The following is a 23550-nucleotide window of genomic DNA, read 5'->3' on the forward strand; positions in this document are numbered from 1 at the left end:
GAGAAACCCCATGGTCATAAAGAGTAAATATAGTGCAATATTTATAAATTAATTAGAGTTTTTAATGCGTATTCAATCTGTCGCTTTTTATCGACTAATTAAAAGTTAAATGAATGCTTGTTGTCGACAGCTAATAACGCAGAAAAACCGGCTAAAAAGATAACCATTGTTTGTAACTCATTAAATTATTGAGTTTTTATTACGTTGATGGAAAGAATAAGCCCCGCCAGCGCTAAAAAGGCCGGCGGGGCTGAGATATCGGCCATCAAAGATTTTAATGGTCGATAGAGCTGAAACGTCCGCCATTAAAATCTTTAATGGCATTTTTGATTTCCTGCTCGCTGTTCATAACAAAAGGCCCGTAACCGACAATAGGTTCATTGATCGGTTCGCCGCTGAGCAATACCAAGACGGCATTATTGTTGGCTTCAATGGTCAGATGGCTGCCCGCTGAATCCAGCAAGACCATTTCCGCTTCGCGACCAATGCTTTCGCCATTCACCATAATGGTGCCGTGCAAGACGATCAGTGCGGTATTCCAGCCTTCCGGCAGAGAAATTTCACTGACGCTGCCCTGATTCAACCGCATATCCCAAACGTTCAGCGGTGAAAAGGTTTTGGCAGGCCCGGTATGGCCGTCGAACTCACCGGCTATGACCCGAACACGACCGGCGTTATCCGGCAGTTCAACGCGCGGAATATCCTGACTCAGGATCGCCTGATATCCAGGTGCGGCCATTTTATCTTTGGCAGGCAGGTTCACCCACAGCTGAACCATTTCCAGCGGGCCACCGCTTTTACTGAAGGCTTCGGAGTGAAACTCTTCGTGTAAAATACCAGAGCCTGCGGTCATCCATTGCACATCGCCGGGCCCGATAACGCCGCCTTTACCGGTTGAGTCACGATGTTGGACTTCACCTTGATACACAATGGTGACGGTTTCAAAACCGCGATGCGGATGTTGCCCTACGCCACGCGGGTGATTGCTCGGTTTAAAATCCTGCGGACCGGCATAATCCAGCAGCAAGAACGGACTCAGCTGCTTGCCATGGCTTTGATACGAAAACAGAGAACGAACCGGGAAACCGTCGCCAACCCAGTGGGAACGTGGCGCAGTGTAAACACCTAGTACTTTTTTCATCATAATCTCCTTACAACAGGTAGGTTGCTGTATTGGATAAAGTATAGGTTTAGGATAATTTAAGCGGTAGATAGCAAAATAGCACATCACTGTCCTATTAAATGAACAATAAGGTGACTATGCAAGATCTCAACGATCTTTATTACTACGTTCAGGTGGTCGATCACGGTGGTTTTAGCGCAGCCGCGCGAGTGCTGGGTATGCCTAAATCCAAACTCAGCCGCCGTTTGGCGCTGCTTGAGGACAGATTGGGCGTTCGCTTGGTGCAGCGTTCTACCCGACGTTTTGCGGTGACGGAGATCGGCCAAACCTATTATGAGCACTGTAAAGCCATGCTGGTGGAGGCCAAAGCGGCGCAGGAGTCTATTGAGTTAACCCGCGCTGAGCCACGTGGCGTGGTCAGAGTCACCTGTCCGGTGGCGTTGTTGCAGGCGAACGTGAGCCAGATGCTGGCGGATTACATGGCCAGTTGCCCTCATGTGAGCGTGCATTTGGAAGCCACGAATCGCCGGGTTGATCCGGTGGCGGAAGCTATTGATATTGCGATAAGAGTACGGCCTGGACCGATTGAGGACAGCGATTTAGTGATGCGGGTGCTGGCCGATCGTTGCCAGAGTCTGGTTGCCAGCCCGGCGTTGCTGGCGCAGTGCGATGAAATCCGATCACCGGCAGATCTGACCGGCATCCCCAGTTTAGGATTAGGGCAACCGCAGCAGAATTTTGTCTGGAATTTGCAAGGCCCAAATGATGCTCACGCGGCGGTTAATCATCAGCCTCGGTTTATTACTGCCGATATGGTGGCGTTGCGCTGTGCCGCGCTGGCTGGCGTTGGCGTGGTGCAATTGCCGCTGATGATGGTCAGGGAGCAACTAGAGAGTGGGGCGTTGATTCGCCTGCTACCGGATTGGGCACCCAAACCGGAAATTATTCATGCGGTATTTCCGTCTCGTCGCGGGTTGCTGCCTTCGGTTCGTAGCCTATTGGACTTCCTCGCCGAACGTTTTGCGCAAATTCACGAAACATAATCGCCGGATTATCCGCCACGCCGTAGCAAATTCACCATATTCACGACCGCGGTGGAGCGCTCGTGGCGGCGCCAGGCCAGCGTAATCTGGGTTTTTAGCTGGTCATCATCAATTTCATGGTAGGTAACATTGTTTGCATGAATGGTTGTTAGTGAACGCGGCACTACGGTGATACCAAATCCTGCTGAGACCATGCCGATGGCGGAAACCAACTGTGGCGATTGTTGCCCCAGTTCTGGCTCAAATCCGGCGCGATAACAGGCGTTCATAATGGCATCAAACAAGCCGGGGCCAACTTCCCTTGGGAAGGTGATCAGCTTTTCATGCTGTAAATCCCGCAGGCTGATTTTGGCACAATGGTGCAGAGGATGATTGGCGGGCAGCACCAGCACCATATCTTCTTCCACTAGCACCTCACAGGTAAATTCGGTACTGGCGCTACAAGGCTGGCGAATAAAAGCCACGTCAATGCGTTCGCTGTGTAAATCGTTCATCAGCACCGGCATGATTTCTTCGCTAGGCAATAAAATGACCGCGGGAAAGGTTTCTCGATAGCGGTGCAACAAGGATAAAACCGCCGGTTGGAAAGCGGTGGAGCTGGCAAATCCAACCTGTAGTTTTCCCGTTTCCCCTCGGGCGATGCTTTTGGCTCGCTCAACCGCTTCATCCGTCAATTGCAAAATATGAAGGGCGTCGGCATAGAAAGCCTCACCGGCCTCCGTCAGTTCAACTCCCCGGCTTAACCGATGTAACAGCGGCGTACCTATCTCTCGTTCCAGTTTTTGAATTTGCTGACTCAGCGGCGGTTGCGAGATGCCGAGCTTTTCAGCTGCCCGGGTAAAGTGCCGAGTAGAAGCGACGGCAACGAAGTAACGCAGATAACGATGTTCCATATATTTTTGATATCAAAATAGTGAGGTTCCTATATTGGTACTTATGTCGTTCTGGCGTCAACCTTATAACTAAACATAAGTGTAATTTATGTTACAGATAAGAGGGAGAGCGACATGATTAAACAAGACCACCCAGTATGTTCATGTGCAGAGACGATTGCGCAGAGCTTCATTGCCCATCAGAAAGGGCATCCAGAGTGTGTTTTGTACCAAACCTCATTGATGAGTGCGCTAATTAGTGGTGTTTACGAAGGCAATATCACCATGAAGCAGCTGCTTCAGCACGGTGACTTTGGATTAGGAACCTTCAACAATCTCGATGGGGAGTTAGTGGCGTTCAACAGCGAAATTTATCAATTGCGTTCGGACGGTAGCGCCCGTAGCGCCCAGCCTGAGCAGAAAACGCCCTTCGCAGTGATGACCTTCTTCCAGCCGACGGAAAAACGTTGTTTTGAGCATAAAATGAGCCGCCAGCAGATTCACAATGTGATTGATGATGTGACCGAGACCGATAATCTGTTCTGCGCATTGCGTATCGATGGCAAGTTTAGCCACGTTGAAACCCGCACCGTACCGCGTCAGCAACGCCCTTATAAACCCATGCTCGAAGCCATTGCCGAACAGCCGACGTTTGAATTCGAGCATCGCAGCGGCGTGATTATCGGATTTCGCAGCCCGGCTTATACCCAAGGCATTAATGTCGCGGGTTACCACGAGCATTTTATTACCGATGACCGCAGCGGTGGCGGCCATGTACTTGATTATCAACTGGAAAACGGAGAGCTGACTTTCGGCACGTTGACCAAGCTGGTGATTGATTTACCGCAGGACAATGACTTCCTGAAAGCAGATTTGACGCCGTTGAATCTCGATACAGCGATTCGCGCGGTAGAAAGTTAATTCCCCCTGATGGGTAATGAGAGCGGTAACAAAGGACAACGTCATGAGTCATGAAATTGAAATGCAGGAATGGAAATGCGGTGCCGATCTGGTGGTGAATCATCTGGAGCAACAAGGTGTTAAGCAGGTTTTCGGTATTCCGGGCGCGAAAATTGATCGGGTATTTGATTCACTGGAAGATTCTACGATTGAAACCATAGTGGTACGCCACGAAGCCAACGCCGCTTTTATGGCTGGAGCCATTGGCCGTTTAACCGGTAAGGCCGGCGTGGCATTGGTGACTTCTGGCCCAGGTTGTTCAAATCTGGTGACCGGGCTGGCCACCGCAACGTCGGAGGGGGATCCGGTGGTCGCTATCGGCGGTGCGGTGAAACGGGCGGATAGCCTGAAAATCACTCACCAAAGCATGGATACCGTCAGCATTTTCCGGCCAGTCACCAAATTTAGCGTGGAAGTGACCGCCGCGAGCGCATTGCCGGAAGTTATGGGAAACGCCTTCAGAACCGCAGAGTTTGGTCGACCAGGCGCCGCCTTTGTGAGCCTACCGCAGGATATTATTAATGAGCCGGTAACCAGCCGTATTCTGGCTCATCAGCCTTGCCCGGTTAACGGGAGTGCGCGGACGGAAGATATCGTCGACGTTGCGGCACTGCTCAATAAGGCCAAGAATCCCATATTGTTACTAGGTTTAATGGCGAGCCAACCGGCCAACGCCGAGGCGGTGCGACGCCTGCTGCGCCATAGCCAACTGCCGGTTACCAGCACTTATCAGGCGGCTGGGGTTATCGATCAGGCGCATTTCGATCGTTTTGCGGGTCGGGTTGGGCTGTTTAATAATCAGGCCGGTGATAAGTTACTGCAACAGGCGGATGTGATTCTCACCGTTGGTTATAGCCCGGTGGAGTACGATCCGGCGCTGTGGAACAGCGGCCACGCTACCTTAATCCATCTGGATGTATTACCGGCGGAAATTGACATTGCCTATCAACCGGAAAAAGAGCTGGTGGGGAATATAGCCACCACGCTGGATGAGCTGACCAAACGGCTGAACGGTTCGTTAATCCTGACCTCACAGACCGAGGCGGTGCTGGAAGAACGCGGTCGCCAGCGCCGTGATTTGGCCAACCGAGCCGAACGCATGAACGGTTTTGCTATTCATCCTTTGAGATTAGTTCGTGCGATGCAGGATATTGTTAACAGTGACGTGACGCTGTGCGTGGATATGGGGAGTTTCCATATCTGGATTGCACGTTATTTGTATAGTTTCCGTACGCGGCAGATTTTGATGTCTAACGGCCAGCAAACCATGGGGGTAGCCTTACCCTGGGCGATTGCCGCCGCGTTGGTAAATCCTCATCAAAAAGTGGTGTCGGTTTCTGGGGACGGTGGCTTTATGCAATCCAGCATGGAGCTGGAAACGGCGGTGCGGTTGAAGAGTAATTTGTTGCACATTATTTGGGTGGATAATGGGTATAACATGGTTGAAATCCAAGAGCAGAAAAAATACCACCGTCCTTCCGGCGTCAGTTTCGGCCCGATAGATTTCAAAATGTATGCGGAATCCTTCGGTGCCAAAGGTTTTGCCGTTGAATCTGCTGATGAATTAACCGCCAAACTGCGTCAGGCTATGGACGTTGACGGCCCCGCCGTGATCGCGATTCCGGTGGATTACTCAGATAATTACCGTTTAATGGAAGAGTTAAATATCAGTCAACTGCTGTAGGTGAACGAGGTTAGATCCGCTGATTTTCATAGGAATAAGCAGGGTAGTTACAGCGTTGAAGAGATAAAAAAACCGGCTGATGTTTGGCCGGTTTGTATTTTTCTGATCAATCAACTTTCGGCGGTTTGCCGGTGGAACAGTTCCCGGAACACGGGATAAATGTCTTCCGGTTCGCGAATATGCTGCATAGCGAAATTATCGAATTGTGCTTCCAAAGCCTCGTATTCCCGCCACAGGGTTTGATGTGCGCGGCGGGTGATTTCTATATAGCTGTAATAACGCACCAGAGGGAGCAGCTTTTTCGCCAGAATCTCGCGACATAGCGGCGAATCATCAGCCCAGTTATCGCCGTCCGACGCCTGAGCGGCATAAATATTCCACTGCACCGGGTCATAACGTTCCTGAATAACTTCATCCATTAACTTTAAGGCGCTGGATACAATGGTGCCGCCGGTTTCCTGCGAGTAGAAAAACTCCTGTTCGTCAACTTCCTTAGCCTGCGTATGGTGGCGAATATACACCACATCTACGTTTTTATACGTCCGGCTCAGGAACAGATACAGCAGAATATAGAAACGTTTAGCCATATCCTTGGTCGGTTGATCCATTGAGCCGGAAACGTCCATCAGGCAGAACATCACCGCCTGACTGGAAGGTTCAGGACGACGTTCATAGTTTCTGTAGCGTAAATCGAAGGTATCAATAAAAGGAACCCGTTCGATTTTCTGCCGTAATTCAGCAATTTCTTTTCTCAGACGCTCTTCTTCCAGCAACTGAGCCGGTTCTGAGTTTTCCAGTAAAGCTAATTCTTCTTCCAACTGATGCATCAACCGCCGTTTACTTGCGGTCATCGCGGTACGACGCGCCAGCGAGTTTTGCAGTGAACGCACCACGCTGATATTGGCCGGAACCCCATTTGCCGTGTAACCCGCGCGATGTGTTTTAAATTCAGTCAGCTGTTTATATTGGTTCTTTTTCAAATTGGGCAGGGCGAGATCTTCAAATAGCAGATCCAGATACTCATCTTTGGAGATCTGAAAGACAAAATCATCTTCGCCTTCACCATCCTTACCGGCGTTTCCCTGACCACTGCCCGATCCGCCGCCACCTTGCTGGCGTTCAACCCGATCGTTAGTCACAAAATGGTCGTTACCAGGATGAACCCGGTGACGTGCGCCACCGCGTCCCTGATGAAACATCGGTTCGTTAATGTCGTCGATAGGGATGGAAACCGATTCGCCGCTGTCTACGTCAGTCACAGACCGTTTGTTGATGGCCTCGGTAATCGACTGTTTAATCTGCGCCTTATAACGACGCAAAAAGCGTTGGCGGTTAACCATGCTTTTGTTTTTGCCGTTAAGTCGCCTGTCAATAAAGTAGCCCATAAGTCCCCCGAATCCGATCGACCTGAATCTCACCTTCATCTTTCGAACGGTTGTTGCGTTGGCGGCTTTCCTTCACCCCAGTCACTTAGCGGGCTAAATGACTGGGGGGTGTTCAATTGCCGCCTTGCCGCCGCCCGAAATCTCTTGGGGAGCCCCGTTATTTCTCAAGCTGCCGCTTGAAATCTATTGGGTTTATACCTGTTATGCCGAACTGTATCGGCAAACGGGTTATGAAGATTTTCTTACCCGCAGATACCATTCACACAGCAGGCGAACTTGCTTGCGGGTATAACCTTTCTCCATCATCCGGTCGACAAAGTCATCATGTTTTTTCTGCTCATCCGTTGAGGTTTTCGCATTGAAAGAGATGACTGGCAGTAACTCTTCGGTATTAGAGAACATTTTCTTCTCAATGACCGTGCGTAATTTTTCGTAGCTGGTCCAGTTAGGATTACGGCCATTGTTATTAGCCCGCGCCCTCAGAACAAAGTTAACGATCTCGTTACGGAAATCTTTCGGGTTACTGATACCCGCTGGCTTCTCGATTTTCTCCAGTTCGGCGTTCAGTGCCTCGCGATCGAACAGTTGACCGGTATCCGGATCGCGATATTCCTGATCCTGAATCCAGAAATCGGCATAGATAACGTAGCGGTCGAAAATGTTTTGGCCGTATTCAGAGTAGGATTCCAGATAGGCGGTCTGAATTTCTTTACCGATAAATTCGGCGTATTTCGGAATCAGATAACCTTTCAGGTGCTCCAGATACTTCTCAGCCACGTCCTGCTGGAATTGTTCCCTCTCGATTTGCTGTTCCAGAACATAGAACAGGTGCACCGGGTTGGCCGCCACTTCCGCGTGATCGAAGTTAAATACGCGCGACAGAATTTTAAAGGCGAAACGAGTAGATAGGCCGTTCATCCCTTCATCCACGCCGGCATAATCACGATATTCCTGATAAGACTTGGCTTTAGGATCGGTATCTTTCAGACTCTCACCGTCGTACACGCGCATTTTCGAGTAAATACTGGAGTTTTCCGGCTCTTTCAGACGCGATAAGACAGAGAAACGAGCCAGCGTTTCCAACGTTCCTGGCGCGCAAGGCGCGTGGGTTAACTCACTGTGTTCCAACAGTTTGTCGTAAATCTTGATTTCCTCTGAAACCCGCAGGCAGTAAGGAACCTTGACGATGTATACGCGGTCGAGGAAGGCTTCATTGTTTTTGTTGTTTCTGAAAGTGACCCATTCCGATTCGTTGGAGTGAGCCAGGATGATGCCGTTGAATGGCAGGGCAGAGATACCCTCAGTACCGTTATAGTTACCTTCCTGCGTGGCCGTCAGCAGGGGATGCAGGACTTTAATCGGCGCTTTGAACATCTCAACGAATTCCATAATCCCTTGGTTAGCGCGGCATAATGCACCAGAATAACCATAGGCATCGGGGTCGTTTTGCGCGTGATTTTCCAGCTTACGGATATCCACTTTCCCAACCAGAGCGGAGATGTCCTGATTGTTTTCATCTCCCGGCTCGGTTTTGGCAATGGCGATCTGTTGCAAAATCGAAGGCCAAACTTTAATCACTTTAAATTTAGTGATATCGCCACCGAATTCGTGCAAACGTTTGGCGGCCCACGGCGACATGATGGTGCCGAGATAACGGTTAGGAATATTGTACTCTTTCGCCAGAATGGCCGCGTCTTCCTGCGGATTAAACAGGCACAGCGGATGATCGTTAACCGGGCTGCGCTCGCCGTTGGCGCTGAGCACATAGATGGGTACGAGCTGCATCAAGGCTTTTAGTCTTTCGGCCAGAGAGGATTTACCCCCGCCCACCGGACCTAATAAATAGAGGATCTGTTTCTTCTCTTCCAGCCCTTGGGCCGCATGTTTCAGATAGGAAACGATTTGTTCGATGGCTTCTTCCATGCCGTAGAATTCTTCAAACGCAGGGTATCGGGCAATAACCCGGTTGGAGAATAGCCGAGACATGCGTGAATCCAGCGCAGTGTCGACCATCACGGGGCTACCAATAGCCATCAGCAAACGTTCGGCCGCGTTGGCATAAGCACTGCGATCCTGCTGACAGACAGTAAGAAACTCCTGCAGAGTGAACTCTTCGTCTTTGGCCGCTTCATAGCGCTGGCGATAGTGATCAAATATGTTCATAGCATGCCCGTCCTGTTTGAATGGTTGGGAACATAAAAAAGTAGTAGGGCTTTATTGGGTTAAAATTTTGAAACTACTACCTTATTGTTATGGTCGCGTCTGTTCTAAAGGTCAAGTTGGCCATGGCGATAGATTGACCAATTCTGCGGTGAGGGAAGGTACTTAATTAGAGTATTATGCTAATATTACGGGGTTAACTGATTGAATTATGATTCTTGCTGGTTTTTTATTCTGGGAAAGTGCCGGTATACTGGTGTAATCAAAACGACATAAATTTTACTTACTTTCTGTTAACAGCTGTCAAATCTATCGCAACCTATTTATCTTTGTAATCAATCCGCAGCGTCAGACTGCGGCTTTCGGTCTAAGGTTGGAATGAGCGTCGGGATTGATGTCGTAGGTCGATAATCTGAGGACGGGAAAGAAAGGCGCTTAGAGATTGATGCGATAGCATCATTTTTATCCGCAGAAGAGTAACAATAATTTTCACTAGTTACTATAATTGCTTGGCTAATTGCAGCCGTAAACCGCACTGTGATTGAAAATGTTACGGGTTTGGTAATAGGCATTTCCTTTATAAATCACGGAGTTTTTGCCTGAATTTATGTAAAGTTCCAGCAGAAAGCCAACAGTTGCTTTACACTAAGGCAACTAATTATTTGTTTACATATGGAATAGACAATTTGTGAAAACCTTTAAACTAAAAACTTTGGCTGCTGCAGCCATCGCCATTAGCTGTGCCAGTGCTGCACATGCCGGTACCTGGTCTTTAGGGGCTTCCGCCTTAGTTAGCCCGGATCCGTATTTGGGCAAACAGGATCGCGTTTATCCGGTTCCTGTGATCAATTACGAAGGTGATGATTTTTATTTCCGTACTCTGGCTGCCGGTTATTACCTGTGGCGTGATGATAGCAACCGCCTGACTCTGGACGCTTACTTTCTGCCGTTAAACTTCAGACCGAATGATAGCGACGACTGGCGCATGAAGCAGTTAGACAAACGTCGCGGCACGTTAATGGCTGGCGTGTCTTATGCTCATACCGAAGACTGGGGAATTATTCGCACCGCGATTTCGGGGGACATGCTGGATAACAGTAACGGTTTGATCGGGGATGTGGCTTACCTGTATAAATTCCAACTGAACAACTGGTTGTTGACGCCGGGTGTGGGTGTAACCTGGAACAGCAAAAACCAGAACAAATATTACTACGGCGTGAGTGGTAACGAAGCTGCGCGTAGCACTTTGAGCGCTTATGAGCCGAGTGATAGCTGGTCGCCTTATGCTGAGTTGTCTGCACATTATCAAATTAACGCTAGCTGGAATGCATTCTTCCTTGGCCGTTATATTCAACTGTCGAGCGAAGTTAAAGACAGCCCAATGGTTGATAAATCCTATACCGGTATCGTCTGGACCGGTGTGACCTATACTTTTTGATTAATATAATCAGATAGAATGACAGGGGCCAGCAGGCCCCTGATTTTGGTTAATTTAACGCTTAACTGACGCTTTCTCTTATCATTTCCCTAGCGCGAATGGCCTATTCGCAGGCACGCCTTAGATTTTTTGAAGAACAATTCGTTTAATGCTAATAATCGTATTGATATGGATTGAATTTCTATATTGGCGAACCGTTTTAACGAAGAGTTTTCAGGAACCCTATTCTATTTTTTAGACTTAATGGGTTCTCATAGCTATTTCTGCGTTCGATTAAACGGCGAATCTCCTATCCCATATTTTACCAATAATCTGGATGTATCCTGTTGTCTATTTACTCAGACTAAAACGGATAAGTTAATCAGGTAGGTAAATGGTTAAGGTACTGGATACCAGAAGAAAGTTATTATTTTATTTATTTCACCCAGTTGGTTTATGTCATCAGGACGCTTCGTTAATTCATGATGTTCATTCTCGGGAGAGTTACGAGTCCCGCTGATTATTATTTTCAGTGATATGCTACACAGGGCGCATATTAATTTAAAGGTTTTGGCTTTCATTACATTAACGCATTAGCCGAATGGATGGGGATTATCGAAACCAGTCTAAATACAAATTATAAATTCTAAAGTGTAGATTCAGAGAGTAAAATTGAAGTATTTAATGGAAAGGAAATGATGGAATAAACAGTGATGAATTTATGTTCCCCGAAACCGGCTAAAGAGCGATTTATGAATCGGCTATTCGCATATTAAAACGACAATCTCTACGCTTTTGAAATCAATTTCACCGATGCAATAGCTGCTGAGCGCAAGAAAGTCGCCATATACATACGAATATATGTGGTTATCTGCTACAAGGCATAGACCCATATAAAAATGGAGCACCAGGCTCCATTTTAACGTACTGATATTGCGTGCGGCGGCGTTGTTAGGCGTTTTTGCGGCTGCGAATTGTCATTGCAAGGCGAGCAGGCGCTTCATCGGCCGCGACCATGGGTTGACTGACTCGCGCAGTTTCAACGCAAACCATGGTTTTGTAGCCATCATTTGGCATATCCTGCATGCTGCAAGACAGCTCAGGGCCTGGGTTCCAGGCAACAACGTCGCTTTGGTGATGATGATGAATCTCAATGGTTCGTTTCAGCGCCGGGTCTTTAATCAGGCTGTAAGGTTCCGGTTGGGTATAAACCCGATCTGTCTGGCCGTTAAAGACCAGGTCGCCGCTTTGAGCGGCGTCGTTGATTTTCAATACCTTATCGATGTACTTCTCGCCCAGGCCACTAATTTTAATCTGGCTGATATCCCCGATTTGGAAATAAGTATGCAGGGCGGCGGCAGCCTGATAATCCCCGTGGGATTCCAGCTCCATTTCACATTCAACGCCCAGTTTGAAACGAGCGATTAACGTGAAGGCATGTGGCCAGTATTTACGGGTTTCGTCGCTGTCTTTCAGCGTGAAAGTCAGCATCACGCCGTTATCATTCTCATCGTGCGCGGTCAGTGTCCACGGCAGAATGCGTGCGAAACCGTGGGAAGGCTGCGCCGTTGGACCGAACCAAGGCCAACAGATAGGTACACCGCCGCGAATCGCTACGCCGTCGGTAAATGCGGTATTGTTGCTTAGCCAAATAACCGGTTGTTCACCGCTAGGCTGCCATGCCAGCAGATGCGCACCTTGCAGAGCAACGGCGGCGCGTACTTTAGGGTGAGAAACGACCACAACGGGTAGGTTGTCCAGTTGACGTTGGCTGATATAAGGGGAGATTTGTTCAACAACGGGCAGACTAAAAACTTTCTCGTTCATTAATTTGGCCTTAATTGAAAAGTGGCAGTTATTCGTTGAACCTCAGATTATCGATAGTATCACAAGCTTTTCTGTTTTTACCTACGGCTTATATGTAGCAGATTAATCATTGATATTGCGCAAATTTATCGGCATTGAGGCAGAGAACCGGGGGAGGCTAGGGGCATAAAAAAACCGCCCGAAGGCGGTTTTTACTGATTTCGACATCAATCCATTACTTGGAGATGTGGGAGATCAGGTCCAGAACTTTGTTCGAGTAGCCAGTTTCGTTATCGTACCAAGAAACCAGTTTCACAAAGTTGTCGTTCAGCGCGATACCTGCTTTAGCATCGAATACTGAAGTGAGTTTTTCGCCGTTGAAATCGGTAGATACAACGTCGTCTTCGGTGTAGCCCAGAACGCCTTTCAGCTCGCCTTCTGAAGCTGCTTTGATTGCAGCACAGATTTCTTTGTAAGAAGCGGGTTTTTCCAGACGTGCAGTCAGGTCAACAACAGAAACGTTAGGAGTAGGAACGCGGAACGCCATACCGGTCAGTTTGCCGTTCAGTTCTGGAATCACTTTACCTACAGCTTTAGCTGCGCCGGTAGAGGATGGGATGATGTTCTGGGATGCGCCGCGGCCGCCGCGCCAGTCTTTGTGAGACGGGCCATCAACGGTTTTTTGAGTTGCGGTAGTTGCATGAACAGTGGTCATCAGCGCTTCAACGATACCGAATTTGTCGTTGATAACTTTAGCCAGTGGTGCCAGGCAGTTAGTGGTGCAAGAAGCGTTAGAAACGATTTCTTGGCCAGCATAAGACTTGTGGTTAACGCCCATAACGAACATTGGGGTGTCGTCTTTAGAAGGGCCAGTCAGAACCACTTTTTTCGCGCCAGCAGCGATGTGCTTACGAGCCGTTTCGTCAGTCAGGAACAGACCAGTCGCTTCAGCAACAACGTCAACGTTGACTTCGTTCCACTTCAGGTTAGCCGGATCTCTCTCTGCGGTAACACGGATGGTTTTACCGTTAACAACCAGGTGGCCGTCTTTCACTTCTACAGTACCGTCGAAACGACCATGGGTAGAGTCGTACTTCAGCATGTATGCCATGTAATCCGCGTCCAACAAATCGTTGATTGCAACGATTTCAATGTCAGAACGTTCTTGAGCAGCACGGAAAACAATGCGACCGATACGGCCAAAACCGTTGATACCTACTTTGATAGTCATATATTCCACCAGCTATTTGTTAGTGAATAAAAGGTTGGTTGTAAAATTACAAAAACCACACCGAGCGTCAAGCGGAATCGTGTCAATTCTTGCTGCAAATCAAACCAAACGAGCGAGTTTGCACATTAATCACACATTCCTGAAACCATTGGCCACATTTCTATATTGGGGCGAACCCACAAGTTTAAAGGGCGGGGCGGTAAATTTTGCGATTTTTATCACATTAACGCACTTCAAACCGGAATGGGATAGAGTCTAGGCTAAAATCTGCTGCTTTGTTGTTAATTTTTTGTTATTATTACACCTTGTTTTCGTTGACTTTATTCCTTGTCAGAGAACCGCACAAATGGCTAAAGAACAAAACCCTACAAAACCTCTTGAGCAACTGACTGATATACAGCGTCATGTTACGCAGAACCACGGAACCGAAGCGCCATTTTCCGGCAAACTGCTGCACAATAAGCGCACCGGGGTGTATCAGTGCCTATGCTGCCAGCAACCGCTATTTATCTCCGATTCCAAATTTGATTCCGGCTGCGGCTGGCCCAGTTTTTACGAACCTATCGCCGCCGACTCTATTCGCTATATTGATGATTATTCACATAATATGCATCGGGTAGAGATCCGCTGTGGTCACTGCGACGCTCATCTGGGCCACGTGTTCCCCGACGGCCCGCAGCCAACCGGCGAGCGTTACTGTGTCAATTCGGCCTCGCTGAATTTTGTTGACGATGAGAGTGGCGAACAGATAGCGGGTTGAACCTTTATCTCGACGTATTTTTAATTTGCAATTTTGCTGAAAAAACGATTCAGCAAATTATTCACTTAGGAATGCCCAATGGAGCTTGATGATTTGATTGCCTCCATGACGCCGGAAATTTACCAGCGTTTGTCGCAGGCGGTGGAGTTAGGGAAATGGCCCGATGGTGTAGCCCTGACGGCAGAACAAAAAGAGAACAGTCTGCAAATGGTTATGTTGTGGCAAGCCCGGCATAACACAGACGCTCAACATATGAGTATTGGCACCGACGGCCAGATCGTGATGAAGAGTAAACAGGAGCTTAAACAGCAGTTTGCCAAGCAGCCGCTGATTAAGATTAAAGCGCAATAATTCAGGCGAGAGCCGGAACCACACTGGCGAGCATACAAAAGCGAAACGGGCCATTCCGCCTAATGCTGGTCATTTAAGGTGACCAGCAGCCTTTTTATGCGGGTACTTTTTACATTTTGCTCTGACTTCATGCGGGTAACTTCATTCCCGTCTTAACGGCAACATGCAATGTCTGGCCTGTTCTTAAAATCTTTTTAACTCTCCCGGCACTGTCTGTTCCCGGCGAGACCCACGGCAGCGTTATAAGTCGCCGCATTAGCCTGGTTATCGCGCGGCTAAACTCAGCTATACGGCAGATAATCGCCTTTCAGAGGGTACGCCGTTTTGACCATCTGGTAGCGAACCCAATTGTAAACCTCATCACTCCTGCCGCATCATTTCGGGTAACCTGCTGCGAAGCGTCTAACTGTACAACTCAACCCTATCATGTTTAGAGCTTATCTAATTCCGTCAAGCCGTTCGGCTATCTGTGACAATGAGACTAATTGCGCACCGGCGCTCCGCATTTCAATCAACGCCAGCTCACTGTCTTGCGGTTGCAGGTTAACACCGCGACAGCCTTCGGTAATCACCCAGGTTTCATAGCCCAGGGTGAGAGCATCTAACACGCTGTATTTAACGCAATAATCGGTGGCTAAACCCATGACCAGCAGACGGTTAATACTCTGCGCTTTTAACCAGTCATCCAGTGCCGTTTTTGCCCGTCGACCGTTATCAAAGAACGCGCTGTAGCTGTCTATCTCGGGGTCCTGACCTTTCCGAAATACTTGTTGAATAGCTGAACTGTTCAGGTGGGGATGAAAATCAGCTCCCGGTTGATGCTGCACGCAGTGTACTGGCCACCACACTTGCGTCAGTCCATTCAGATCGCCAATCGTTCCCGGTTGCGCATTGGAGTTAACGGCGAAACTGCGGTGGTTTGCCGGATGCCAATCCTGACTGGCAATAATCGAATAATCCCGTTTTTGGCACAGTTCGATAGCCTGATTCGCTACCCCGATGACTTTATCGCCATCGGTGACAGCCAATGCGCCAGCGGGGCAAAAATCATTCTGTAAATCAATTAAAAGCAGGGCGGTTTTCATTCAGGCTCCGAAGATTAACCGACATCGGTTAATTCACCACGTAGGTTCTGTTGCATCAATTGGCGAATTTGGTCGGCATCCAGCGGCTGGCTGAGCAGATAGTGCAATTTGGTCAACGCCGCTTCTACGGTCATATCAAATCCACTGATCACGCCAGCATGAGCCAGAGCATTACCGGTGGCATAGCCGTCCATATTCACACGACCAGAAATACACTGAGTCAAATTCACCACTACAATGCCACGTTCGCTGGCATGTTTCAGCTCATCCAACAGTTCGGCTTTCTGCGGGGCATTACCCACGCCGTAAGAACGCAAAATCAGCGCCTTGACCGGCTGTAGCAAGAAGTTGCGCACTACCGCGCCGGAAATCCCCGGATAGATAGTCACGACCCCAATGGGCTGCGGCGTAATGTTATGCACGATCAACGGACCGTTACTGGCCGGAGAGATGACCGAAGTTACGCGGCGAATGTGTATCCCGGCTTCCAATAACACCGATAGGTTGGGTGAGGCAAAGGCGTCGAAACCATCGGCATGAGCCTTGGTGGTGCGATTGCCGCGAAACAGTTTGTTATTGAAGAACAGGGTCACTTCGTTAACCGGATAGTTTGCCGCCAGATACAGCGAGTTCAACAGGTTGGTTTGCCCATCGGAACGCAACTCCGCCAATGGAATCTGTGACCCTGTCACTATGACCGGTTTAGCCAGATTCTCCAGCATAAAAGACAAAGCGGAAGCGGTAAACGCCATGGTATCCGTACCATGCAAAATCACGAAGCCATCATAAAGATCGTAATTCTGCTTAATGTCATCGGCGATGTGCTGCCAGTCTTCCGGCGTCATATCCGAAGAATCAATCAAAGGCGCGTATTCGTGAATGGTAAAATCGGGCATTTCAGGACGATGGAATTCAGGCATCAGCGCCAGTTGACGTTGTAAATGGCCGGATACCGGGATGTAACCCTGTTCAGAGCGCTGCATACCGATAGTACCGCCGGTATAGGCAACGTAAATGGATTTCTTTTGCATGTAAGCATACCGCTGAGTGAGATGACTGGATTATAGGGTGGCTGGCGCAGAAAAAAAGCCCGGCAAGTACCGGGCTGGAGATTTATCTGTTATTTGCGTTGTTTATCAGCGTACATCACCGCAATTCAGGCAAAGCGCATAGCGATTCTGTGGATCGTTCAGATTAGTAAAGAAACCCGGTTGATCTTTTACCGCCATGGCGAGCGTGGAAACTGGCGCTGGCAGCCAAGCTTGCAGCACTGAAGGCAGCATGGCGTGAACCGACGCCCCCATTTGCCCAAACAGCATATCGATGAAGCCCGGCTGATCGACATACCAGTTCAGCTGGTAGGTTTTCAGCTTAGCCAGCTCGGCGGCTTTTTTCACCGCGTCATCGAAGTCGCCCAGTTGATCCACCAAACCGTTGTTTTTGGCATCTAAACCTAACCAGACGTGTCCTTGAGCAATGGCATCAACCTGCTCAGGTGTTTTATGGCGCGAGGTAGCAACCAGATCGATAAAGTTCTTATAACCATTCTCGATGCTGATTTGCATCATCTGAGCAAATTCAGGCGGCAAATTCTTGGTGACAGCCACGTCAGCCAGCGGCGAAGTAGCTACGCCGTCGGTATGGACACCCAAGGCACCCAGCGAATCCTGATAGGTGTTGACCACGCCGAAGATGCCGATGGAACCGGTCAGGGTGCTTGGGCTGGCGATAATGTAGTTCGCCGGGGTGGATACCCAGTAACCGCCGGATGCAGCCATCCCGCCCATAGAAACGACAAGCGGTTTGTTTGCGGCACGTAGCGCGGCCAGTTCGGAGCGAATCAGCTCAGAGGCGCTGACGCTGCCACCCGGACTATTTACCCGCAATACCACCGCTTTGATTTTCGGATTCAAACGCGCTTCACGGATTTGTGCCGCGGTATTATCACCGCCCACGCTGCCGGGCGTTTGTGGACCATCCATAATCGCCCCGTTAATAAAGATAACGGCGATTTCTTCACCTTGCTGCACTTTTGGAGCAGGTTGGTAATCGTAAATACTGACGGAGTTGTAATCGTTTTTTTGCTTGTCCCAGCCGAAAGTTTTGATCAATTCAGCTTCTACCGCCGGACGGGAGGCCAACTGATCAACCAGTTTATGTTCCAGCGCGTACTGCGCCGGATCGCCACCAACCTGCTGCAAGCCGCTGATAATACCGGCCGCTCCGGGGAACAGTTGTTCAGGAGTGAGCTGGCGGTTAGCGGCAACTGCCGTCAGATAGTTATTCCACATGCCGCCGATCCAGCGGGTATCCGCTTCACGCGCAGCCGGAGACATATCATCGCGAATCATAGGTTCCACGGCGGATTTATAAGTCCCGACGCGGAAAATATTGGTCGTGACTTTCAGTTTTTCCAGCAGAGATTTGTAGTACAGGTTATTGCTGGCAAAGCCTTTTAGATCCACCGAGCCTTGAGGAGACAGGTAGATTTTATTGGCGAAACTGGCCAGATAATATTGTTGCTGGTTATAGCTATCACCCACGGCATAGATAGGCTTGCCACTGTCACGGAATTCGCGTAGCGCTTTGCCAATGTATTGCAGAGAAGGCTGGTCGGCACCGGCAAAATCAGACAGGGACAAAACGAGCCCATTGATATTGTTATCGGTTTTAGCCCGACGAAGGGTTTCCACCACGTCGAACAGCGAATTTTCCTGCAGACGGTTGCTCGATGCCCCTAACATTTCGCGGGTGAACTGCATCACTTTATTGTTCACTGCCGGCGTATCTACCACCACACCGGTCAGATTGACCAGCAGAGCACCTTTTACCGGTTCAACCGGCTTGCTTTGGACCATCAGATAAATACCGACGCCCACAACGATGAGGAAAATCAGGAACAGGTTAAGAACGAATTCTCTGACAAAATTAAGTAGACGCCAGGTCCACTTGAAAAAACCGCTAATAATTCGCCACAAAGTGCGCATGTGATCTCCAACAAATCCGAGCAAGTGGGGGTATCCTAATGACCTACAAATAAAAAGTCAGTATTAAATCATCAGACAGCTAAACGTATTGGTCAAGCTGGTAACAAATCCTCTACTTATGTTACCGTGCTGAAAATGAAAATCGTTATCTGGAGAAGAGTATGGATGCGTTAGATTTGCTGCTTAACCGCCGTTCGGCCTCGCGTTTGACCGCCCCTGCGCCAACTGGCGAAGCGTTGGAAAATATCATTCACGCCGGTATGCGCGCTCCGGATCATGGTGCACTGCAACCCTGGCGTTTTGTGCTAATTGAAGGAGAAGGGTTGGGACGTTTCAGCGAATTGCTGCAAAAAGCAGTGCGCCATGATGGCTCCGACGATGCGGTACTGGAAAAGGCGAAAATGGCTCCTTTCCGCGCGCCACTGATTATTACCGTGATTGCCCATGTGACGGAAAACCCGAAAGTACCAAACTGGGAGCAGGTTGTTTCCGCCGGTTGTGCGGTGCAGGCAATGCAAATGGCTGCTCTGGCGCAAGGTTTTAACGGTATCTGGCGAACTGGCTCATGGACACATCATTCGGTGGTTCGGGCCGGTTTTGCCTGCCGTGAACAGGATGAAATTGTCGGTTTCCTCTATCTTGGCACACCGCAGTTAAAAGGTTCCAGTAAGGTGACGCCGCCGGATGTCAGCACCTTCGTTAGCCACTTTTAAGCCTTTCCCAATGCAGCTTAGGCCAGAAATTGGCAGCTTAAGCTGCGTTTCCGTCTGCTTTGTGACCAAGCTAACTGCCTGAACAGCCAGCGCTACTTATCAATTCCCTCGGTAAGCGCTACCATAGGCGATATGTTCTTTGCCTATCATAATCAGTGTTAATTAATCCGATGATGGTTAACCGAGGGAAGTGATATATGACATCGCCAGCGATACGTCTTACGCAATATAGCCACGGAGCCGGATGCGGCTGCAAAATCTCGCCGAAAGTGCTGGAAACCATTTTGCACTCCGATCAGCAGAAATTCTTCGATCCGCGGCTATTGGTGGGTAATGAAACCCGGGACGATGCGGCGGTGTACGATATTGGCAGCGGTGTCGGTATTATCAGCACCACGGATTTCTTTATGCCGATCGTGGATGATCCCTTCGATTTTGGCCGTATTGCTGCCACTAATGCGATCAGCGATATCTATGCCATGGGGGGGAAACCTATTATGGCGATTGCGATTCTTGGCTGGCCGATCGATAAATTGGCGCCGGAAGTGGCGCGTCGGGTGATTGAAGGTGGGCGACACGTTTGCGCTCAGGCGGGTATTTCGCTGGCCGGTGGGCATTCTATCGATGCGCCAGAGCCGATTTTTGGTCTGGCAGTGACCGGCGTGGTCAGTACCGAACAGGTGAAGAAAAACAGCGCCGCACAGGCAGGCTGCAAGCTGTTTTTGACCAAACCCTTAGGCATTGGCGTTCTGACAACGGCGGAAAAGAAAAGTAAATTACGGCCGGAGCATCAAGGCGTTGCAACTGAAACTATGTGCCAATTGAATAAATCAGGCGCTGATTTTGCTCACATTGCCGGCGTTACCGCGATGACCGACGTGACCGGTTTCGGCCTATTGGGGCATTTAAGCGAAATCTGTCAGGGTTCCGGTGTGCAGGCAACGCTACATTTTTCGGCGATTCCCAAATTGCCTGCGGTGGTTGAATATATTGAAGAAGGCTGTGTGCCGGGGGGGACGCAGCGTAACTTTGACAGCTACGGTCATCTGATCGGGCAGATGTCTGATTTACAAAGAAAACTGTTGTGCGATCCTCAAACCTCCGGTGGCCTGCTACTGGCAGTATTACCGGCGGCTGAAAATGAGGTTCATGCCGTAGCTGAGCGCTATGGCATGATGCTTAGCCCGATAGGGGAACTGACTGCACCGCGCACCGATCGCGCCTTAATTGAGATTTGCGAATGATTTTCCCATCGCCTTCAATACCGATACTACCGACGTTTCTTTAGGGCCGCTAATGCAACTGTTTATTGCCGAAAAACCCAGTCTGGCCCGCGCTATTGCCGATATCTTGCCGAAACCCCATAAGCGGGGGGACGGCTTTATTGCCTGTGGTAATCAACACGTTGTCACCTGGTGCGTCGGGCATTTGCTCGAACAGGCGCAGCCGGATGCCTACGATAGTCGCTATGCGCGATGGTCATTGGCCGATCTACCGATTATTCCTGAAAAGTGGCAATTGAAGCCGCGGCCTTCGGTCAGCAAACAGCTTAACGTTATCAAACAGTTGTTACAGCAGGCTGATGAAGTCGTCCACGCGGGCGACCCGGATCGCGAAGGGCAGCTTTTGGTCGATGAGGTGTTGGATTATCTGGGATTAGCGGCGGAAAAACGACAGAATGTGCGGCGCTGCCTGATAAACGATCTCAACCCGCAGGCGGTAGAGCGGGCAGTTTCTCGTCTACGCGATAACAAAGAGTTTATTCCGCTGTGCGTTTCCGCTCTGGCGCGCTCACGGGCTGATTGGCTATACGGCATCAATATGACTCGCGCTTATACCATTCTGGGTCGTAATGCGGGTTACGACGGCGTGCTGTCCGTTGGCCGGGTGCAAACGCCGGTTCTGGGGCTGGTCGTCCGGCGGGACGAAGAAATTGAAGACTTTGTACCCAAGGATTTCTTTGAGGTTAAGGCTCATATTGTTACGCCGGCCGATGAACGCTTTGTTGCCTTGTGGCAGCCAAGCGATTCCTGTGAATCCTATCAGGATGAGGAAGGTCGCTTACTGCACCGTCCCTTAGCTGAGCACGTGGTCAACCGGATCACTGGCCAGCCGGCGCGGGTGACATCCTATAATGATAAACGGGAATCAGAAACCGCACCTTTACCGTTTTCCCTGTCTACGCTGCAAATCGAGGCCGCCAAGCGTTTTGGCCTTAGCGCTCAACAGGTGCTGGATGTGTGCCAGCGTTTATACGAAACCCACAAACTTATTACTTATCCTCGCTCGGATAGCCGTTATCTGCCGGAAGAGCATTTTGCCGGTCGTCATTCGGTGTTGAATGCAATCAGCGTGCATCTACCGGATTTACAGCCGCCAGCGGTGATGGACAGCGACCGCCGCAATCGTTGCTGGGACGATAAGAAAGTGGATGCGCACCATGCGATTATTCCTACTGCCCGCTCCAGCAAGGTTTCATTGACGCAGGATGAAGCCAAGGTCTATACCTTGGTCGCTACTCAGTATCTGATGCAATTCTGTCCCGACGCGATGTTCCGAAAATGCGTGATTGAACTGGATATTGCCGGAGGAAAATTTATCGCCAAAGCTCGTTTTCTGGCCGAGGCGGGCTGGCGTACGCTATTGGGCAGCAAAGAGCGAGACGAGGAAAACGAAGGTTCACCGCTGCCGGTGGTTGCTCAAGGGGACGAATTGCTGTGTGAAAAGGGCGAGGTGGTAGAGCGACAAACGCAACCGCCGCGGCCTTTTACCGATGCAAGTTTATTGTCTGCCATGACGGGCATAGCGCGCTTTGTGCAGGATAAAGAACTGAAAAAAGTCCTGCGCGCGACCGATGGTTTAGGGACAGAAGCGACTCGCGCGGGCATCATTGAACTGTTATTTAAACGCACTTTCCTATTTAAAAAAGGGCGTTACATTCATGCCAGCCCTGCGGGAAGGGCGTTGATCCATGCGTTGCCGGATATTGCCGCTCGACCCGATATGACGGCGCACTGGGAGTCGACTTTGACGCAAATCAGTGAGAAAAACTGTCGTTATCAGGATTTTATGCAACCATTAGTGGTAACGCTGCAAAATTTAATTTATCAGGCAAAGCAGAACCGAACGCCTCAGGCGTTTCGTGGTTTACCGGCTGCGCCGGCCGTTCCGGCTAAAAAAAGTAAAAAAACCAGCGTGAAGGCAAAGGAGAGTAAATCATGAAAAAAACCATAATGATAGGGTGCCTCGCGTTGAGCGTTTTATTCTGCAGCACGACTTGGGCAAACCGCCCAAACCTGGGAAATAACGTGGATGTGGTGGTGCCTTTGCCTCCGGACATGTGGAATAACGCCGGTACGCGTGGAACCAATAATAATAACTGTCCCCGCTGCTGCGTTTATCAAAATCAGAATTACTCGGAAGGGGCAGTTTTGCGGGTGGAAGGCGAGATATTGCAGTGTGTGCGGGATCCGAACGTCACTGGAACCCATCCACTGATTTGGAAACGACTTCCTCGTTAACCTATTTGGTTGTCCGTTGGCTGATAAAGGCTTCCAGTAAAGGAATATCCGCCGGAGCCAACGGATAATTTAGTGCTTGCTCCGGAGTGACCCAGATTAAAGCCGAATGGCAATGCATCTGGGGTTCTCCGTAAAATTCCTCTACGCGCCAGGCATGTAAACAAATTCTGCGATCGGGTAAATCTCGCTGGTGGCTGGCAACGTAACCGGAAATTTTGGCGTCAATGTCCAATTCTTCTGCTAATTCGCGTCGTAACGCCTGCGGCTGGCTTTCACCTGGCTCAACCTTTCCTCCGGGAAACTCCCACAAACCGGCCTGATCGCTGCTTTCATCTCGCTGAGCCAGCAGGATTTTGTCCTGATGCTGAATGATAGCGGCAACCACGTCGATAAGTTTCATGAATATAATCTCTCAGAGGAGCCATTCGGCGTATAAGAATTGCGACATTCCC

The 23550-nt window shown here is 49.6% G+C and carries 20 protein-coding genes; 10 read left to right on the plus strand and 10 right to left on the minus strand.

The window, feature by feature from the left end; translation table 11 throughout:
* Nucleotides 1-274: 274 nt before the first annotated feature.
* A complete protein-coding gene (locus tag DBA33_RS02210) occupies nt 275-1141 on the minus strand; it encodes a pirin family protein (protein WP_064513545.1) in 867 nt (288 codons plus the stop codon).
* Between the two features lie 119 nt (nt 1142-1260).
* On the opposite strand from DBA33_RS02210, the gene DBA33_RS02215 reads away from it, so the two are divergent.
* Nucleotides 1261-2166, plus strand: coding sequence for a LysR family transcriptional regulator (locus DBA33_RS02215; RefSeq protein ID WP_064513547.1), 906 nt, complete (start codon nt 1261-1263; stop codon nt 2164-2166).
* 8 nt (nt 2167-2174) lie between these two features.
* Here the strand turns inward: DBA33_RS02215 and DBA33_RS02220 are convergent, their stop codons facing one another.
* Nucleotides 2175-3059, minus strand: coding sequence for a LysR family transcriptional regulator (locus DBA33_RS02220; protein ID WP_120805435.1), 885 nt, complete (start codon nt 3057-3059; stop codon nt 2175-2177).
* 114 nt (nt 3060-3173) lie between these two features.
* On the opposite strand from DBA33_RS02220, the gene budA reads away from it, so the two are divergent.
* Both budA and alsS read left to right on the plus strand, forming a co-directional pair.
* Nucleotides 3174-3959, plus strand: a complete 786-nt coding sequence (gene budA, locus DBA33_RS02225) for an acetolactate decarboxylase (RefSeq protein WP_064513551.1) — start codon at nt 3174-3176, stop codon at nt 3957-3959.
* 43 nt (nt 3960-4002) lie between these two features.
* The gene (alsS, locus tag DBA33_RS02230) at nt 4003-5682 is read left to right on the plus strand and encodes an acetolactate synthase AlsS (protein WP_120805437.1); all 1680 of its coding nucleotides are present in this window, start codon (nt 4003-4005) and stop codon (nt 5680-5682) included.
* 110 nt (nt 5683-5792) lie between these two features.
* Here alsS and DBA33_RS02235 read toward each other — a convergent pair whose 3' ends face one another.
* Nucleotides 5793-7067, minus strand: coding sequence for a YeaH/YhbH family protein (locus tag DBA33_RS02235; protein WP_064513555.1), 1275 nt, complete (start codon nt 7065-7067; stop codon nt 5793-5795).
* Nucleotides 7068-7295: 228 nt separating this feature from the next.
* Complete coding sequence (gene yeaG, locus DBA33_RS02240) at nt 7296-9230, minus strand: protein kinase YeaG (protein ID WP_049598161.1); 1935 nt, start codon at nt 9228-9230, stop codon at nt 7296-7298.
* Between the two features lie 685 nt (nt 9231-9915).
* Between yeaG and DBA33_RS02245 the strand changes: the two genes are divergently transcribed.
* On the plus strand, nt 9916-10665 hold the full coding sequence (locus DBA33_RS02245) for a MipA/OmpV family protein (RefSeq protein WP_084414286.1): 750 nt from the start codon (nt 9916-9918) through the stop codon (nt 10663-10665).
* 930 nt (nt 10666-11595) lie between these two features.
* On the opposite strand, the gene DBA33_RS02250 is transcribed toward DBA33_RS02245, so the two are convergent.
* A complete protein-coding gene (locus DBA33_RS02250; RefSeq protein ID WP_120805439.1) occupies nt 11596-12471 on the minus strand; it encodes a D-hexose-6-phosphate mutarotase in 876 nt (291 codons plus the stop codon).
* Nucleotides 12472-12685: 214 nt separating this feature from the next.
* A complete protein-coding gene (gapA, locus tag DBA33_RS02255; protein ID WP_004875218.1) occupies nt 12686-13681 on the minus strand; it encodes a glyceraldehyde-3-phosphate dehydrogenase in 996 nt (331 codons plus the stop codon).
* Between the two features lie 346 nt (nt 13682-14027).
* On the opposite strand from gapA, the gene msrB reads away from it, so the two are divergent.
* Together msrB and DBA33_RS02265 are read left to right on the plus strand one after the other, a co-directional pair.
* On the plus strand, nt 14028-14441 hold the full coding sequence (msrB, locus tag DBA33_RS02260; protein ID WP_064513560.1) for a peptide-methionine (R)-S-oxide reductase MsrB: 414 nt from the start codon (nt 14028-14030) through the stop codon (nt 14439-14441).
* 78 nt (nt 14442-14519) lie between these two features.
* Complete coding sequence (locus tag DBA33_RS02265) at nt 14520-14792, plus strand: DUF1315 family protein (RefSeq protein ID WP_064513562.1); 273 nt, start codon at nt 14520-14522, stop codon at nt 14790-14792.
* A gap of 437 nt (nt 14793-15229) precedes the next feature.
* Here the strand turns inward: DBA33_RS02265 and pncA are convergent, their stop codons facing one another.
* From pncA to sppA, 3 genes are all read right to left on the minus strand, one after another.
* On the minus strand, nt 15230-15877 hold the full coding sequence (gene pncA / locus DBA33_RS02270) for a bifunctional nicotinamidase/pyrazinamidase (protein ID WP_064513564.1): 648 nt from the start codon (nt 15875-15877) through the stop codon (nt 15230-15232).
* A 14-nt stretch (nt 15878-15891) separates the two neighbouring features.
* Nucleotides 15892-16908, minus strand: coding sequence for an asparaginase (gene ansA / locus DBA33_RS02275; RefSeq protein ID WP_120805441.1), 1017 nt, complete (start codon nt 16906-16908; stop codon nt 15892-15894).
* A 105-nt stretch (nt 16909-17013) separates the two neighbouring features.
* Entirely contained in the window at nt 17014-18864 is a 1851-nt protein-coding gene (sppA, locus tag DBA33_RS02280; RefSeq protein ID WP_120805443.1) for a signal peptide peptidase SppA, read from the minus strand.
* A gap of 161 nt (nt 18865-19025) precedes the next feature.
* Between sppA and DBA33_RS02285 the strand changes: the two genes are divergently transcribed.
* From DBA33_RS02285 to DBA33_RS02300, 4 genes are all read left to right on the plus strand, one after another.
* Nucleotides 19026-19577, plus strand: coding sequence for an NAD(P)H nitroreductase (locus tag DBA33_RS02285; protein ID WP_064513570.1), 552 nt, complete (start codon nt 19026-19028; stop codon nt 19575-19577).
* 197 nt (nt 19578-19774) lie between these two features.
* Nucleotides 19775-20821 carry a selenide, water dikinase SelD gene (gene selD / locus DBA33_RS02290; protein ID WP_064513572.1) on the plus strand — a complete coding sequence of 349 codons (1047 nt, stop codon included), beginning with the start codon at nt 19775-19777 and terminating at the stop codon, nt 20819-20821.
* A gap of 52 nt (nt 20822-20873) precedes the next feature.
* Nucleotides 20874-22799: a DNA topoisomerase III gene (locus tag DBA33_RS02295; protein WP_064518249.1), complete on the plus strand. Its 1926-nt coding sequence runs from the start codon at nt 20874-20876 to the stop codon at nt 22797-22799.
* A complete protein-coding gene (locus tag DBA33_RS02300; protein WP_064513574.1) occupies nt 22796-23098 on the plus strand; it encodes a DUF1496 domain-containing protein in 303 nt (100 codons plus the stop codon). Before DBA33_RS02295 ends, DBA33_RS02300 begins: the two co-directional genes overlap by 4 nt.
* A 1-nt stretch (nt 23099) precedes the next feature.
* On the opposite strand, the gene DBA33_RS02305 is transcribed toward DBA33_RS02300, so the two are convergent.
* A complete protein-coding gene (locus DBA33_RS02305; RefSeq protein ID WP_064513576.1) occupies nt 23100-23498 on the minus strand; it encodes a pyrimidine (deoxy)nucleoside triphosphate diphosphatase in 399 nt (132 codons plus the stop codon).
* Nucleotides 23499-23550 lie beyond the last annotated feature (52 nt).

This window comes from Yersinia sp. IP36721 (assembly GCF_003634395.1).
In the GTDB taxonomy this organism is placed as follows: domain Bacteria; phylum Pseudomonadota; class Gammaproteobacteria; order Enterobacterales; family Enterobacteriaceae; genus Yersinia; species Yersinia entomophaga.